16 protein-coding genes are annotated in these 15202 nt (G+C 73.7%); 7 read left to right on the forward strand and 9 right to left on the reverse strand.

What is annotated here, in order from left to right:
• Nucleotides 1-73: 73 nt before the first annotated feature.
• Nucleotides 74-1264, forward strand: a complete 1191-nt coding sequence (locus tag AB5J54_RS29170) for a PucR family transcriptional regulator (RefSeq protein ID WP_369146871.1) — start codon at nucleotides 74-76, stop codon at nucleotides 1262-1264.
• 52 nt (nucleotides 1265-1316) lie between these two features.
• Here the strand turns inward: AB5J54_RS29170 and AB5J54_RS29175 are convergent, their stop codons facing one another.
• Complete coding sequence (locus AB5J54_RS29175; protein WP_369146873.1) at nucleotides 1317-2246, reverse strand: hypothetical protein; 930 nt, start codon at nucleotides 2244-2246, stop codon at nucleotides 1317-1319.
• Between the two features lie 79 nt (nucleotides 2247-2325).
• Between AB5J54_RS29175 and AB5J54_RS29180 the strand changes: the two genes are divergently transcribed.
• Together AB5J54_RS29180 and AB5J54_RS29185 are read left to right on the forward strand one after the other, a co-directional pair.
• A complete protein-coding gene (locus tag AB5J54_RS29180) occupies nucleotides 2326-2520 on the forward strand; it encodes a DUF3046 domain-containing protein (RefSeq protein ID WP_369146874.1) in 195 nt (64 codons plus the stop codon).
• A 280-nt stretch (nucleotides 2521-2800) separates the two neighbouring features.
• The gene (locus AB5J54_RS29185; RefSeq protein ID WP_369149489.1) at nucleotides 2801-3934 is read left to right on the forward strand and encodes an AI-2E family transporter; all 1134 of its coding nucleotides are present in this window, start codon (nucleotides 2801-2803) and stop codon (nucleotides 3932-3934) included.
• 12 nt (nucleotides 3935-3946) lie between these two features.
• On the opposite strand, the gene AB5J54_RS29190 is transcribed toward AB5J54_RS29185, so the two are convergent.
• The 4 genes from AB5J54_RS29190 to AB5J54_RS29205 form a co-directional block, all read right to left on the reverse strand.
• The gene (locus AB5J54_RS29190) at nucleotides 3947-4726 is read right to left on the reverse strand and encodes a cytochrome d ubiquinol oxidase subunit II (RefSeq protein WP_369146875.1); all 780 of its coding nucleotides are present in this window, start codon (nucleotides 4724-4726) and stop codon (nucleotides 3947-3949) included.
• A 37-nt stretch (nucleotides 4727-4763) separates the two neighbouring features.
• The gene (locus AB5J54_RS29195) at nucleotides 4764-6059 is read right to left on the reverse strand and encodes a cytochrome ubiquinol oxidase subunit I (RefSeq protein WP_369146876.1); all 1296 of its coding nucleotides are present in this window, start codon (nucleotides 6057-6059) and stop codon (nucleotides 4764-4766) included.
• Nucleotides 6060-6195: 136 nt separating this feature from the next.
• Nucleotides 6196-6864, reverse strand: coding sequence for a response regulator (locus AB5J54_RS29200; protein WP_369146877.1), 669 nt, complete (start codon nucleotides 6862-6864; stop codon nucleotides 6196-6198).
• Nucleotides 6861-8084: a sensor histidine kinase gene (locus AB5J54_RS29205; RefSeq protein ID WP_369146878.1), complete on the reverse strand. Its 1224-nt coding sequence runs from the start codon at nucleotides 8082-8084 to the stop codon at nucleotides 6861-6863. Before AB5J54_RS29205 ends, AB5J54_RS29200 begins: the two co-directional genes overlap by 4 nt.
• Nucleotides 8085-8196: 112 nt before the next feature.
• Between AB5J54_RS29205 and AB5J54_RS29210 the strand changes: the two genes are divergently transcribed.
• The 4 genes from AB5J54_RS29210 (at nucleotide 8197) to recX (ending at nucleotide 11746) form a co-directional block, all read left to right on the forward strand.
• On the forward strand, nucleotides 8197-8982 hold the full coding sequence (locus AB5J54_RS29210) for an SGNH/GDSL hydrolase family protein (protein ID WP_369146879.1): 786 nt from the start codon (nucleotides 8197-8199) through the stop codon (nucleotides 8980-8982).
• A 42-nt stretch (nucleotides 8983-9024) separates the two neighbouring features.
• The gene (locus tag AB5J54_RS29215; protein ID WP_369146880.1) at nucleotides 9025-9858 is read left to right on the forward strand and encodes an alpha/beta fold hydrolase; all 834 of its coding nucleotides are present in this window, start codon (nucleotides 9025-9027) and stop codon (nucleotides 9856-9858) included.
• A gap of 183 nt (nucleotides 9859-10041) precedes the next feature.
• Nucleotides 10042-11175: a recombinase RecA gene (recA, locus tag AB5J54_RS29220; RefSeq protein WP_369146881.1), complete on the forward strand. Its 1134-nt coding sequence runs from the start codon at nucleotides 10042-10044 to the stop codon at nucleotides 11173-11175.
• A 4-nt stretch (nucleotides 11176-11179) separates the two neighbouring features.
• The gene (gene recX / locus AB5J54_RS29225; RefSeq protein WP_369146882.1) at nucleotides 11180-11746 is read left to right on the forward strand and encodes a recombination regulator RecX; all 567 of its coding nucleotides are present in this window, start codon (nucleotides 11180-11182) and stop codon (nucleotides 11744-11746) included.
• A 431-nt stretch (nucleotides 11747-12177) separates the two neighbouring features.
• Here recX and AB5J54_RS29230 read toward each other — a convergent pair whose 3' ends face one another.
• The 4 genes from AB5J54_RS29230 to AB5J54_RS29245 form a co-directional block, all read right to left on the reverse strand.
• Entirely contained in the window at nucleotides 12178-12585 is a 408-nt protein-coding gene (locus AB5J54_RS29230; RefSeq protein ID WP_369146883.1) for a rhodanese-like domain-containing protein, read from the reverse strand.
• A complete protein-coding gene (locus AB5J54_RS29235; RefSeq protein WP_369146884.1) occupies nucleotides 12582-13127 on the reverse strand; it encodes a cysteine dioxygenase in 546 nt (181 codons plus the stop codon). The genes AB5J54_RS29230 and AB5J54_RS29235 overlap by 4 nt, the downstream gene beginning before the upstream one ends.
• Nucleotides 13128-13221: 94 nt before the next feature.
• Nucleotides 13222-13308 carry a putative leader peptide gene (locus AB5J54_RS29240; protein ID WP_311307652.1) on the reverse strand — a complete coding sequence of 29 codons (87 nt, stop codon included), beginning with the start codon at nucleotides 13306-13308 and terminating at the stop codon, nucleotides 13222-13224.
• Nucleotides 13309-13340: 32 nt separating this feature from the next.
• On the reverse strand, nucleotides 13341-15092 hold the full coding sequence (locus AB5J54_RS29245) for an FAD-dependent monooxygenase (RefSeq protein ID WP_369146886.1): 1752 nt from the start codon (nucleotides 15090-15092) through the stop codon (nucleotides 13341-13343).
• Between the last annotated feature and the right edge of the window lie 110 nt (nucleotides 15093-15202).

The raw sequence follows: 15202 nt of genomic DNA on the forward strand, positions 1-15202 counted from the left end.
CATCCCGCACCGTCACATCCTTCGGCGGTCGGTACTGTGACCCGTCACAACCGGGGACGGGGAAGGAGTCGTCGTGACGGAGGTCTCCGAGGCGGCCCGGGCGCTCGCACTGCGCTGCGAGGCCCGGGTCAACGAGCTCGCGCGCCGGATGACCAGGGACTCCTTCGCCCGGCTGCCCGGCTACGACCGGCTCCCCGACGAGGTGAAGGACGTCGAGATCGCGGCGACCGTACGCCACGGGGTACGGCTCTTCCTCCGCAGCGCCCTCGATCCCGGGACCAGGGAACCCGGCGACATGCGGCTGTTCCGCGAGCGGGCCGCGCAGCGCGCCGAGGAGGGCATGCCGCTCCACCTGCTGCTCCGCAGCCACAGCCTCGGCGCGCACATGCTGTGGCGGGCGCTGCGCGAGGCCGCCCTGCCCGGGGACGAGGCCGCGCTCGTCGAACTCGCCGATCTGCTCTTCGCGTCCCAGCCGGGCATCGTCGGCGCCGTCGCCGAGACCTACCTCGACGAGCGCTCGGCCCTGGAGACCGAGCGGCGGGCCCAGCGCCGCTCCTTGCTGCGCGGACTCCTCGACGGGACGCTGCCCCCGGCCCGGCTCGGCGCCGCCCCGTTCGGCCTCGACGGGCCCTGTCTCGTGCTCGCCGTCGGTGCCGTCGACCCGCCCGAGGAGGGCGAGGTGGCGGCCCGGCGGCGGCTGCGCCGCGTGCAGACGGCGCTCGACCACAGCTTCGGGGTGGAGGTGCCGGCCCTCATCGACACCGGTACGGAGCCGGGCCGGGCCCTCGTGCCCGGCGCCGCCGAGCCGCCCGCGGACCTGGCCGAGCGGCTCTCCCGGGCCGCCGGGACCACGCTGCGGGTCGCCGTCGTGCCCGCCGGGGGCCCGGAGGAGGTGCCGGAGGCCGCCCGTACCGCCGGGGAGGTCCTGCGGGTCGCCGCCGGCTGCGGGCTGCCGCCCGGACTGCACCGGCTCGACGACGTGCTCCTGGAGTACCACCTGTCCCGGCCCGGGGAGAGCGGCCGGCGGATCGCGGCCCTCCTCGACCCCGTGGCCGACCGGCCGGAGCTCCTGGAGACCCTCCGCGTCCACCTCGCCCACGGCCAGGACCGGCGCGCCACGGCCGCCGCGCTCGGACTGCACCCCAACACCGTCGACAACCGGCTCGCCCGGACCGCCGAGCGCACCGGCATCGACCTCGCCACACCGAGGGGCACAGCCACCGCCCTCGCGGCGCTGCTGCTGCGCGAGGCCCCGGAGGGGTAGGGCCCCCGCCGAGGCGCCGGGGCGCCGGGGCGCCTGAGTGCCCGGGTGCGCGTCAGTGGATCGTGCGGCCGTGGGCGCGGAGGGTGCGCAGCGCCTCGACCGTGACGATCGGGCGCCACTCCAGGGCCGAGCCGGGCGCCCAGGCACGCCACCGCATCGGCCAGCCGCCGTCCTCCTCCTGCTCGGCTTCGAGCCGGTCGAGGGAGCGCGTCATCTCCTCGTCCGTGAACCAGCGCGCGGCCAGCGAGTCCGGCACGCGCGCGTAGTCGTGCGGATAGTGGTACTCGCCCGGCGCGTACCCGTCCGCCACCGGGTGGTCCCCCGGCCGGTCGGGATCCAGGACGGCGAGCCCCTGCTCGCGGACGAGCCGGCCGAGCTTGTCGGCGGCCGCCTCCGCGCGCGGGCGGTCGGGGGCCGAGTCCAGGAAGGAGACGGCCGCCTGGATCTCGTACGGATGCGACTTCTCCAGCGACTCCACGGCCGCCCAGCAGAACTCGGTGGCCCGGAACAGCCACGCGTGCCACACCTGGTTGCGGTGCAGCACACCCACCACCGGACCGGTCGAGAGCAGGGCGCTCGGCGGGGAGTCGACGACCGGCACGAAGGGCGCCGAGGGGTAGCGGCGCTGGCACGGGTGGACCGCCGGGAGCGCGCCGTCGTGCGTGGACACCTCCGTGAGGTAGCGGCAGATCCGCTCCACGCGCAGCCCGCCGCAGCGGCCGATGGAGTCCAGGACCCGCAGCCCGTGCGCGGTGTGCAGGGGCTGGCTCACCGGGCCGCGAAGATCCGGTTCGAGCGCGTGTCCGTAGCCGCCGTCCTCGTTGAGGTACGCCGTGAGGGCCGCCTCGACCGGGTCCGGGCCACCGCGCAGGAAGTGGTAGGCGAACCGGTGCTGTTCGAGGACGCGGGCCGTCAGCCAGATGAAACGCTCGGCGCGCGCCAGGGGAGTCGAGGGAGGGGAGGGGAGGGGGTTTTCGGCCATGCTCCGACCGTAGGGCGGAAAAGCGCGGTGACAAGGTCTGCGGAGCGGGCTGCACTCTTGGGAGCGGGATACTGGGGTCATGCGGTTGACGATTTTCTGGGAACGGATGGCTGACCACTTCGGCGCGGGCTATGCCGAGTCCTTCGCGAGCGACCACGTGATGGCCGAGCTCGGGGGCCGGACGGTGCGCGAGGCGCTGGACGCCGGCTGGGAGGCGAAGGACGTGTGGCGTGCCGTCTGCGCGGCCGTCGACGTACCGGCCGACAAGCGATGACCGGAAAGCGAACCGCGGGGTGACTGGCGGGGATGTGCGGGGTCCCGGGTGGAATGTCCGTGCGGTGCGCGAGACTGGCGGGGTGGCCCCGACTGACGACACCGAGAAGAACGAACCGAACGCCGTGCCCGACGCACTCGATGTGACCGACGGCACGGCTTCCGCGGAGCCCACCGTGGCCCCGGCCGCCGTGCCGCCGGAGGCGCCGTCGGCCGCGCCCTCGGATGCGCCGGCCCTGCCGTCGGACGCCGTCGCCGGCCCCGCCGCCGGAGGCGCGCGGATGCCGCGCTGGCTGCCCCGCGCGCTCGTGCTCGCCCTCGCGCTCTACGCCGTCTTCCAACTGGGCAACTGGGCCTTCCACCAGCTCGTCGGCCTCCTCGTCAACATCCTGCTCGCCTTCTTCCTCGCCCTCGCCATCGAGCCGGCGGTCGGACGCATGGCGGCGCGCGGGATGCGCCGCGGCCTCGCCACCTTCCTCGTCTTCTTCGCCGTCACGGTCTTCGGCGTCGGCTTCGTCGTCCTCCTCGGCTCGATGCTGGCCGGCCAGATCGTGGACATGGTCGAGAACTTCCCGAAGTACCTCGACTCGCTGATCAACTGGATCAACCAGAACTTCCACACGGAGCTCTCGCGCGTCGAGGTCCAGGACAGCGTGCTGAGCTCCGACTGGCTGCAGAAGTACGTGCAGAACAGCGCCTCCGGCGTCCTCGACGTCTCCGCCACCGTCCTCGGCGGGCTCTTCCGGCTGCTCACGATCTTCCTGTTCTCGTTCTACTTCGCGGCCGACGGGCCCCGGCTGCGGCGCGCGCTCTGCTCCGTCCTGCCGCCGGCCCGCCAGACCGAGGTCCTGCGCGCGTGGGAGATCGCCGTCGACAAGACCGGCGGCTACTTGTACTCGCGCGGCCTGATGGCCCTCATCTCGGGCATCGCGCACTTCGTGCTCTTCGAGATCCTGGGCGTGCCGTACGCCCCGGCGCTCGCCGTGTGGGTCGGCCTGGTCTCGCAGTTCATCCCGACCATCGGCACCTATCTGGCCGGCGCCCTGCCGATGCTGATCGCCTTCACCGTCAACCCCTGGTACGCGCTGTGGGTGCTCGGCTTCGTCGTGATCTACCAGCAGTTCGAGAACTACGTGCTCCAGCCGAAGCTCACCTCCAAGACCGTGGACATCCACCCGGCCGTGGCCTTCGGCTCGGTCATCGCGGGCACGGCGCTGCTCGGGGCCGTCGGCGCGCTGATCGCCATCCCGGCCGTCGCCACCCTCCAGGCCTTCCTCGGCGCGTACGTGAAGCGGTACGACGTGACCGACGACCCGCGCGTCCACGGCCACCGGAGGTACGGCGAGGCGGTCGTGGCCCGGCTGCAGAAGGCCCTGCACCACAAGAAGGAGCCCTCGCAGGGGGAGTCCTCCTGACCCCCAGCCCGGTCAGAGGTACGAAGGGCCGGTCACCCGGTGCCGGAAGGCGTGCCAGATCCATGCCTGGACGGCCACCAGGAGCGGGGTGACGACCAGCAGGGTCGGCACCAGCAGGCCGAGCGTGGCGGGGGAGGCCGTCGTCCCCGCCAGCGGCAGCGCGCCGCCCGCCCAGAGCGGCAGCCCGGCGAGCAGGGCGCCGGTGAGCGCGAAGGACTGCCAGGGGCGCCCGGCGCGACCGACGAGCCGGCGGGCCCGCTCGTACGGAACGCCCGTGAGGCGCAGCGCGGCGAAGCCGAGCCCGTGCGCGGCGAACAGCGCGGCCACCGCGAGCGCGGTGAGCAGCGCCGTCGGGCCCGTCGCCGGGGCGTACGGGTGCCCGGTCAGCAGGGCCGCGACCAGCCACCCCCAGGACAGCGCGACGGTCCAGCTTCCGCACGCCACGGCGGCGTCGCAGCCGGTGCGCCAGCGGGGTCCGGGGCCCCGGCCGCGCGACCAGAGCCCCACGTCCCGGAGGATCCAGCCGGTCAGGAGGGCCACGAGGACCGGGAACTGGCCGCTCAGGAGCGCCCCTTCGAGGCTGGGGAAGCAGCCGACGAGGACGCCGGCGGCGGCGACCAGCCAAACCTCGTTGCCCAGGAAGAACGGGGCGAAGGAGGCGAGGACGAGGCGCCGCTCACGGTCGTTCCGGCCGAGCCAGGGGGCGAGCATGCCGGTGCCGATGTCCGCCCCGGCGAGGACGAACCAGCCCACGGCGAAGAAGGCGAGCAGGGCGATGGCCAGGGTCTCCACGGGGGCTCCTCGGGCTTTCCTCGGTGGTTCGGGCTGTTCAGTAACGGGGAGCGGGCAGCGAGTCCGCCGGGTCCTCCCCCGTGTCCGCGGGGGTCCGGCGTTCGTCGTGGCCGAGGCCGGATTCGACCGGGCCGCGGCGGGCGTGCCGGGCGAGGAGCCAGGCGTTGAGGAGGGCGAGCAGCACGAAGACCGTAGTGAAGACGGTGAGGGAGAGGCGCACGGTGGCGGGGGAGAGGTCCGAGACCGCGTCCTCCGTCTTCAGGAGCCCGTAGACCACCCAGGGCTGCCGTCCGGCCTCCCGGAAGACCCAGCCGCCGATCATGGCGAGATACGGCAGCGGGACGGCCGCCATCAGGACGAGGTGCCAGAGCCGGAACCGGAAGACGACCTTCTTGAAGCAGGCCAGGACCACCCCGGCGAAGCACAGGTACATCATCAGCGCGAAGCTGATCAACATCACCAGACCGCCGCCCCGCGTCCACGCCTCCGAGGGCACGTAGTCGCCCGGCCCGAAGCGGTCCGCCATCTCCGCCTGGATCCGGGCGATCTCGGCGGCCTTCCCGCTGAAGACGGCCGACTTCATGGGCTGGAAGGTGGTGAGGGCGCCGAACTGCAGGCCGCCGAAGACGGCCGCGGCCATCAGCGCGGGCGCCGACAGGAAGACCCCGATGCGCAGGCTGCGGCCGAAGAACTCCCACTCCGGGCTGCGCCGGAAGAGGTGGTACGCGCTCACCCCGGCCATGAAGAACCCGGCGGTCAGCAGCGCGCCCGCCAGGACGTGCCCGAAGGCGAGCAGCGCGGAGGGGTTGGTGAGGACGGTGACCGGGTCGTCGAGGACCAGCTCGCCGCCCTCGGAGCCGTACCCCACGGGGTGGTTGAGGAAGCCGTTGGAGACGAGGATCCAGTACGCCGAGAGGTAGGCGGTCAGGACGACGATCCAGATCGCGGCCAGATGGGCCCAGCGGTTGAGGCGGTTCCAGCCGAAGATCCACAGGCCGAGGAAGGTCGACTCGACGAAGAACGCCACGATCGTCTCGACGGCGAGCGAGGCCCCGAGGACGTTGCCCGCCTCGTGGGTGAGTCCGCTCCAGGCCATGCCGAACTGGAACTCCATCACGAGGCCGGTGACGATCCCGACCGCGTAGTTGATCACGTACAGCTGGCCCCAGAACCGCACCATGCGCGCGTGGAGCGGGCTCCGGCTGAACGTCGCCCTGGTCTGGAGCACGGCGACGACGGTCGCGAGCCCCAGGGTGAGGGCGACGAAGAGGAAGTGTCCGCCCGCGGTGAGGGCGAACTGCAGCCGCGCGAGATCGAGTACGTCCTGATTCACCCGGTCAGCGTGGGCGTACGGTCAGGAGCCCGGCGTCACCCCGGAGTGGACACCGGCCGTACCCCGGCGGTTGCGTCGCCCCACGCGCGCGTACCCCCTGAGTTGCGCCGCCGGCCCTCCGTCCCTTAGGGGCGCCTCAGGCCAGCCAGCCGGGCGTGATCATCCCGGACTCGTACGCCAGGATCACCAGCTGAGCCCGGTCGCGCACGGCCAGCTTGGTCATGATGCGGCTGACGTGGGTCTTGGCGGTGGCGGGGGAGAGGACGAGCCGGCCGGCGATCTCGTCGTTGGAGAGCCCGGCGCCCACCAGACCGAGGACCTCGCGCTCCCGCTCGGTGAGGGCGTTCAGACGGGGGCTCGGATCAGGCTGCCGGCCCGCGAGACCGGCGAACTCGGCGATCAGACGGCGGGTCACGGCCGGGGAGATCAGGGCGTCGCCGCGCGCCACGACCCGTACCGCGTGCAGCAGTTCCATCGGCTCGGTGTCCTTCACGAGGAAGCCCGACGCACCGGCGCGCAGCGCGCCGTACACGTGGTCGTCCGCGTCGAAGGTGGTCAGGATGACCACCCGCACCCCTTCGAGCCGCGCGTCGCCGGTGAGGCGGCGGGTGGCCTCCAGACCGTCGAGCACCGGCATCCGGATGTCCATCAGGACGACGTCCGGCCGCAGTTCGCGGGCGAGCGCGACCGCCTGCTCCCCGTCCCCGGCCTCGCCGACGACCTCGATGTCCTCCTCGTCGGAGAGGATCGACCGGAAGCCGGCCCGGACCAGGGTCTGGTCGTCGGCGAGCACGACACGGATCATCGGGGGTCCCTCTCGGAGGCGGGAGCTGAAGTGGGTGGGGTCAGGGGGAGCCGGGCGTCCACCAGGAAGCCGTCTCCGTCGTTCCGGGCGGTGAGCTCCCCGCCGAACGCGCGGGCCCGCTCCGTCATGCCCTGGATGCCGCTGCCCGGCGGCCGCCCGTCCGGAGCGCCCCCGCCGTCGTCCGCGATCCGCAGCCGCACCGCGTCGGCACCCCAGTCCAGGGTGATCGACACGGTCCTCGCGCCCGCGTGGCGGGTGACGTTCGTCAGGGACTCCTGGACGATCCTGTACGCGGCGAGGTCGACGGGCGGCGGCAGCGGCACGGGCGTGCCCGTGCTGTGCGTACGGACGTCGAGGCCGGCGCTCCGGGCACGCGCGGCGAGGTCGCCGAGGAGCGCCAGACCGGAGGACGGGGTGGTGGGCGTGGACTCGTCGGCCCGGCGCAGCACCCCGAGGGTCGCCCGCAGCTCGCGCAGCGCGTCCTTGCTGGTCGCCTTCACCGCCTCCAGGGCCTCGGTGGCGGTGACGAGCCCGGCCTCGGGGGCCGGCTTCTTGCCCAGCCGGTGGAGTGCCGCACCGGACTGCACGTTGATCAGGGAGATGCTGTGCCCGAGCACGTCGTGCACCTCACGGGCGATCCGCAGGCGCTCCTCGGTGGCGGACTGCCGGGCGCGGGCCTCCTGCTCCCGTTCGGCGGCGAGCGCCCGCTGCTCCACCTCGTGGAGGTAGGCGATCCGGGTGCGCTGGGCCCGGCCGACGGCGACCAGGCTGATCAGCCAGCCGGCCAGCATCGCGAGCGAGGTGTCGTCGATCTGCCGGTGTCCGGGCTGCTGCCGGATCTCGCCGAAGCCGACCGCGAGCAGCGTGACGGCCGCGAGCGCGACGGCGGCGGCGAAGCGGCCCTCGGCGGCGGTCGTGTACAGCGCGAGGGCGAAGGCGATCATGAGCGGGCCGTCCTGGGCGGACAGCGGGTAGTAGACGACGCAGGCGATCAGCGTGGTCACGGCCACGGTGACCGGCTGCCGCCGCCGGAAGTACAGCGCTCCGCAGCCGGTCAGGATCAGCGCCCAGCCGAGCACCGTGCGGAGCGCGGGCTCGCTCGTGTACTGCGCCGAGACGAGCGTCCAGACCGCCACCACGAGCAGGACGACTCCGGCCACGAGGGCGTCGGCGGCCCTGGACGGCAGTCGGCCGCCGGGGGCGCGGAGGGGCAGGGGCATGGGTCGAAGGATAGGCGGGAGGGCGCTTCGGGACTCTGGTAGTCGAGTTGTCTAGTAATGGAAGTGACTAGGATGGAGGGCGGTGCGCAGGTGGTCGAGGAAGGCGGAGTCCATGTCGGACGGCACGTTTGTGCGGTACGTCGCCCTGGGGGACAGTCAGACGGAAGGGCTCGGTGACGGTGACGACACCGTAGGGCTGCGCGGATGGGCGGACCGGCTCGCCGAGTCGCTCGCCCGCGAGCGGCCCGACGTGCTCTACGCCAACCTGGCCGTACGGGGCCGCCTGGCCGGCGAGGTCCGCGCCGAGCAGCTGGGCCCCGCCCTCGCGCTCCGACCCGATCTCGCCACGGTCGTCGCCGGCGTCAACGACCTGCTGCGGCCCCGCTTCGACGTGGACGCGACGGCCGGGCACCTGGAGGCGATGTTCGCCGCGCTGACCGGGCAGGGCGCCCGCGTCGCCACCCTCACCTTCCCCGACGTCGGCCGGATCACCCCGCTCGCCCGCCCGCTCGGCCCCCGCGTCGAGGCCCTCAACGAGCGGATCCGCACGGCCTCGCGCCGGCACGGCGTCACCGTCGTCGAGACCTCCCACCACCCCGTCGTCACCGACCCCCGGCTGTGGAGCTCCGACCGGCTGCACGCCGGCCCGATCGGCCACGCGCGCATAGCCGCCGCCGTCGCCCACGCGCTCGCGCTGCCCGGCTCCGACGACTCCTGGACCCGCCCGCTGCCCCCACAGGCCCTCCCCACGGGTCTGGGCGCGATGGCCGCCGAACTCCGCTGGGCCGGGACCTTCCTCGGCCCCTGGATCGGCCGGCGCCTGCGCGGCCGCTCGTCCGGCGACGACCGCCGTGCCAAGCGGCCGGAGCTGCTGCCGGTGGCGGCCGGTCCGCAGTAGGTTCGAGTCGCCGACGGATGCGGCGGGAGGGGCGGTGGAGGCGTGATCGAGACCGATCTGGAGCTGGACGACGGCCGGGTGCTGCACGTCTACGACACCGGACCCGGCTCCCGCCTGACCGTCTTCTGGCAGCACGGGACCCCGAACATCGGCGTGCCACCGGGGCCACTCCTCCCGGATTCCGCCCGGCTCGGGATCCGCTGGGTGTCGTACGACCGTCCCGGGTACGGAGGGTCGACTCCCCGGCCGGGCAGGGACATCGCCTCGGCGGCCGACGACGTCCGGGCCGTCGCCGACGCGCTGGGGATCGGACGGTTCGCCGTCATGGGGCACTCCGGAGGCGGCCCGCACGCCCTGGCCTGCGGGGCGCTCCTGCCGGAGCGGGTGCTCGCCGTGGTCGCCGTGGCGAGCCTCGCCCCCTTCGGCGCCGAGGGTCTCGACTGGTTCGCGGGCATGACGCCCTCCGGCGAGGCGGGCCTGCGGGCCGCCGCCGCGGGGCGTGCGGCGAAGGAGGCGTACGAGGCGGACGCCGGGTACGACCCCGGGATGTTCACCCCCGCCGACCACGCGGCGCTCGCCGGGGAGTGGTCCTGGTTCGGCGACGTCGTCGGTCCCGCCGTGGAGGGCGGACCGGGCGGGCTGATCGACGACGACCTCGCCTACGTCGCCCCGTGGGGCTGCGATCCCGCCCGGGTCGCCGCGCCGGTCCTCCTCCTGCACGGCGGCGCGGACCGGATCGTGCCGAGCGCGCACGGCCGCTGGCTGGCCGACCGCTGCCCCGGCGCGGAGCTGCGGCTCCAGCCGGCCGACGGGCACCTCTCCGTCCTCCGGGCGGGCCCCGAGGCCCTGCGGTGGCTCGTCGGCCGGGCCGTCTGAGGGCCGCGTGGCGCGCTTGACACTAAAATCGAACATCCATTCTCATGGAAGTCCGACCCTTGGAATCACGGGCTTGTCGCCGAGTTGTCCACAGGTCGGAGGGGACGTCGGGGCCCATTGTCAGTGGCAGGGGTTAGCGTCTTTCACATGAAGCGATCGACTCAAGCAAACCGGGTGGAACCCATGGCAGGAACCGACCGCGAGAAGGCGCTCGACGCCGCGCTCGCACAGATTGAACGCCAATTCGGCAAGGGCGCCGTGATGCGCATGGGCGACCGCACCCAGGAGCCGATCGAGGTGATCTCCACCGGATCGACCGCCCTCGACGTCGCCCTCGGCGTCGGCGGCCTGCCGCGCGGCCGTGTCGTGGAGATCTACGGACCGGAGTCCTCCGGTAAGACGACCCTGACCCTGCACGCCGTGGCCAACGCCCAGAAGGCCGGCGGACAGGTCGCCTTCGTGGACGCCGAGCACGCCCTCGACCCCGAGTACGCCAAGAAGCTCGGCGTCGACATCGACAACCTCATCCTGTCCCAGCCGGACAACGGCGAGCAGGCCCTCGAGATCGTCGACATGCTGGTCCGCTCCGGCGCCCTCGACCTGATCGTCATCGACTCCGTCGCCGCGCTCGTCCCGCGTGCGGAGATCGAGGGCGAGATGGGCGACTCGCACGTGGGTCTCCAGGCCCGCCTGATGAGCCAGGCGCTCCGGAAGATCACCAGCGCGCTCAACCAGTCCAAGACCACCGCGATCTTCATCAACCAGCTCCGCGAGAAGATCGGCGTGATGTTCGGCTCGCCGGAGACCACGACCGGTGGCCGCGCCCTGAAGTTCTACGCCTCGGTGCGCCTCGACATCCGTCGTATCGAGACCCTCAAGGACGGCACGGAGGCGGTCGGCAACCGCACCCGCGTCAAGGTCGTCAAGAACAAGGTCGCGCCGCCGTTCAAGCAGGCCGAGTTCGACATCCTCTACGGCCAGGGCATCAGCCGCGAGGGCGGCCTGATCGACATGGGCGTGGAGCACGGCTTCGTCCGCAAGGCGGGCGCCTGGTACACGTACGAGGGCGACCAGCTCGGCCAGGGCAAGGAGAACGCCCGCAACTTCCTGAAGGACAACCCCGACCTCGCCAACGAGATCGAGAAGAAGATCAAGGAGAAGCTGGGCGTCGGCGTCCGGCCCGAGGCTCCGTCGGCCGAGCCGGGTGCGGACGCGGCGGGCGCCGCCGACGCGACCGGTGCGGACGACGCCAAGAGCGTCCCGGCTCCCGCGAGCAAGACCGCGAAGGCGACCAAGGCCACCGCGGTCAAGAGCTGAACCGGTGACCGGGCGCACCGAATGGCCGGGTGACAGCTCCGACTCGTCGAGGGCCGAGAAGGAGCTGTCACCCCAGGATCCGGCTGAGCGGGCGCGCGCGATCTGCCTGCGCCTGCTCACCGGAAACCCCCGCACGCGCAAGCAGCTCGCCGACGCGCTGCGCAAGCGGGAGATCCCCGACGAGGTGGCGGAGGAGGTCCTCTCCCGCTTCGAGGACGTCGGTCTCATCGACGACGCCGCCTTCGCGGGGGCCTGGGTGGAGTCCCGCCACCACGGCCGGGGCCTCGCCCGCCGGGCGCTCGCCCGGGAGCTGCGCACCAAGGGCGTCGAGCCGACCCTCATCCAGGAGGCGGTGGACCAGCTCGACACCGAGCGGGAGGAGGCCACGGCGCGCGAGCTCGTGGACCGCAAGCTGCGCGCCACCCGCGGCCTCGACCGCGACCGGCGTCTGAGACGGCTCGCGGGGATGCTCGCCCGCAAGGGGTACCCCGAGGGCATGGCCCTCCGCGTCGTCCGCCAGGCCCTGGAGGCCGAGGGCGAGGACACGGAGGGACTGGACGAGCCCTTCTGAGCGGGGCCCGCTGACGGGCCTTGCCGAGACGGGTTCTACCGAGCGGGCGCCTGCTGACGGGCTTTGCCGAGACAGGCTCTGCCGAGACGGGCACCTGCTGACGAGTCCTTCGGGACGGGCCTTGCCGAGAGGCGCCGCTTCCAGGCGAGTCCTTCTGCCGCGGGGGGACAGAAGGACTCGTCCGGTTGCGGCCCGGGGGACGTCCGGGGGACGTCCGGTCAGGCGCGCGCCGGCCGGGCCGGCCCGAGGCCGGAGGACCGGCCGGGCTCGGGCCGCCGGGAGGCGCACAGGACCAGGCGTCCGCTCGAATACCCGTCAGCCCGGGGCCCGGTGTCAGGCGTCCGCTCCGGTGCCCGTAAGCCGGGGCGGACCGGTGTCAGGCGTCCGCTCAGGTGCCCGTCAGCCGGGGTGGCCCGGTGTCAGGCGTTCGGTCAGGCTCGGGTGGCCGGGAGGAGGACCGGGAGGCCGGCGGACTTCCAGGCCTGGAAGCCGCCGATGAGGTCCGTCGCCCGGTGCAGGCCCAGGCGGCGCAGGGACTCGGCCGCGAGGGAGGAGGCGTAGCCCTCGTTGCAGAGGACCACCACCCGCAGGTCGTGGCTGTCGGCCTCCGCAGCGCGGTGGCTGCCCAGCGGGTCGAGCCGCCACTCCAGTTCGTTGCGCTCCACGATCAGCGCGCCCGGGATCAGGCCGTCCCGTTCCCGCAGGGCGGCGTAGCGCGTGTCCACCAGGAGCGCGTCACCCGCCTCGTACGCCTCGTAGGCGGCCCGGGGCTCGATCCGGTCGAGGCCCGACCTGACCCGCTCCAGGAGCTCGTCGATGCCCACTCGCTCCTCGCTCACTGCCAGTCCTCCGGACGCTCGACCTGCTCAAGACGGAGTACCGCGCCCGTCCGGCTGAACCGCCGGATCAGCGGGAGCGGCGGATAGTAGGCGTGCACCGACACCGCGTGGGTGTCCGTGGACTCGTTCAGCACCTCGTGCACGTGGTGGCGGCCGAACGCCCGGCCGGTGCCCTCCGGGAGACGCCGGGAGCGGTCGAGGCCGTCGGCCAGTTCCAGGGTCTTCCAGCCGCTCGCCGGCAGGCGGACGGCGAGCGCGTTCTCGGTCAGCGTGCCGCGCGCGGTCGCGAAGGCGCCCAGCGACTCGGCGTGGTCGTGCCAGCCGGTGCCGGTGCCGGGCGGCCAGCCGATGAGCCAGGCCTCGCTGCCGCCGGGGCCGTCGAGCCGTACCCAGGTACGGCCCTCGGGGTCGAGCGGCAGGGAGTCGACGAGGTCCTGGTCGGCCGCCGTACGACGGACGAAGTCGAGGAGTTCCGCCGAGCTCGGTGAGGGGGTGGAGGTGGGGGAGAGGACAGGGGGAAGGGGGGTGACGTGCTGGGGCACGGATGACCGTCCTGAGGTTCGCGAAGAGCGCGCGACGGCACACGGCACACGGACATGCGTCGGTGGCGGGGCGCGCGCGGGGAGAGGGGCGAGATCAGCAGGACGGGCGACACACGCAGCCCGCATAGCGGAGGAGGTCCATATGGACCCTCCGCCACAGGCGCACATCGGTGTCGGTCACGCTCCGGAGTACACCATGCGCGCCTGTGGGAATCAATGCATGTCCGCCGTGCGGTCGCTCGGCACGGACACTTCGGGGGCCTTCCCGGAGGGGTCCTTCTCCGAGCCGGTCGTGTCGGAGGCGGTCTTCTCCGAGGCGGCCTTGTCGGAGGGGGCCTCCTCCGCCGGAGCCTCTTCGGTGGCCGAGCCGCCGCGGGCCGCGTCCGCCGCCGCGTACAGCTCCTCCGGACGGACCCCGGAGAACGCGGCGACGAGGTGCCCGTCGGGCCGTACGAGCAGGACGGCGTGGGCCGGAGCGCCCGGGTAGGCCTCTGTGACCAGGACCTCGGCCTTCACCGGGAGCGCCTGGACCGCCTCTTCGAGCCGGGGCATCACCCCCGCGCTCCGCCAGTGGCGCCGGTCCCACACCCCGGTGCCGGGGGCGACGAGGAGGACCAGGAGACGGCCCTGGCCGAGCCGGTCCCGGAGCCGTACGGTCGTGCCGTCGGGGGCGGTCACGCGGACGTCCTCGACGGGGGCGCCCTCCGGGGTGCCGACGGGGGTGCGCCCCTCGGTGTAGGGAGGCGCGAGGGGGGAGTGGGGGTACGCCGGGGGCGCGCCGAGCGGGCCGCGCCCCACATGGCCGTCGGTCAGCAGGGCGTCGTGGCCGCGCGAGGCGCCCGGGAGGTACGTCCGTAGGCCCCCGCCGCCGCGCAGTACGGGCAGCGACTGGTCCGCCGCGCGCAGCCGGATCGCGACGGCCGTCCGCCGCTCGCTCTGGTAGCTGTCGAGCAGCCGCTCCGAGCCGCCGTGGTGCCAGGCGTGGGCGAGCTTCCACGCGAGGTTGTCCACGTCCCGCAGGCCCTCGTCGAGGCCCTGGGTGCCGACCGCGCCGAGCAGGTGCGCCGCGTCGCCGGCGAGGAGGACCCGGTCCACCCGCCAGCGGCGGGCGAGCCGGTGGTGCAGGGTGTGGACGCCGGTGTCGATGAGTTCGTACGGGGGTGTCACGCCCTCGCACCAGCCGGCCAGGGTCTCGCGGATCCGGGCGACCAGCGCGTCCGGGGTGACGAGGTCGCCGCGGGGCGGCAGCAGCCAGTCGATCCGCCACACCCCGTCGGGCAGCGGACGGGCGGTGATCTCCTCGCCGGCGCCGCGCCACGGGGGCTGGCGGTGCAACAGGGCCTCCCCGGGCCAGGGGAGTTCGGTGCGCAGCGCGGCCACGGCGTGCCGCTCCACCGCCGTGCGGCCGGGGAACCGGATCCCGAGCAGCTTGCGTACGGTCGAGCGGGCCCCGTCGCAGCCGACGAGATGGCTGCCGCGCCACCAGGTGCCCTCCGGGCCGCGGGTGTGGGCGACGACCCCGTCCCGGTCCTGCTCGATGGTGTCGAGCCGGGACTCGGTGACGATCCGGATCAGCTTCTGCCGGGAGATGGCGTCGCGCAGGCCGCGGGCCAGGGCGTGCTGGGGGATGTGCAGCGGGGCGGCCGGGGAGGCGGGCGCGTCGGGGTCCTCGGACCATTCCTCGGTGCCGCCGAGCCCCAGGTCGAGGGTGAGCCGGCGCACCTCCTGGCGGCGGCGCATCCCGCGCCAGCCGATCCAGCGGACGCCCTCGTCACGGAGGGTCGTGCAGCCGAGCCGCTCGACCATAGCGGCCATGTCGGCGCGCAGGACGACGCTGCGCGCCGGGCGGGACTCCTCCTTGCCGGCGCCCTCGTCGAGGACGATGCTGGGCACGCCCTGGGCGGCGAGCGCGAGGGAGAGCGCGAGGCCGACCGGCCCCGCGCCCACGATGATCACCGGGTCCACGGCGCGGCTCCTGTAGGCCGGACGGTCATGGGGGCAGCACAGCTGAGTGTGGCACGAGCCCGGTGGTTGATCACAGACCGTATGCAACCCACTGAGGGTGCTTGCGTCAA

Source organism: Streptomyces sp. R44, from assembly GCF_041053105.1.
Taxonomy (GTDB): Bacteria; Actinomycetota; Actinomycetes; order Streptomycetales; family Streptomycetaceae; genus Streptomyces.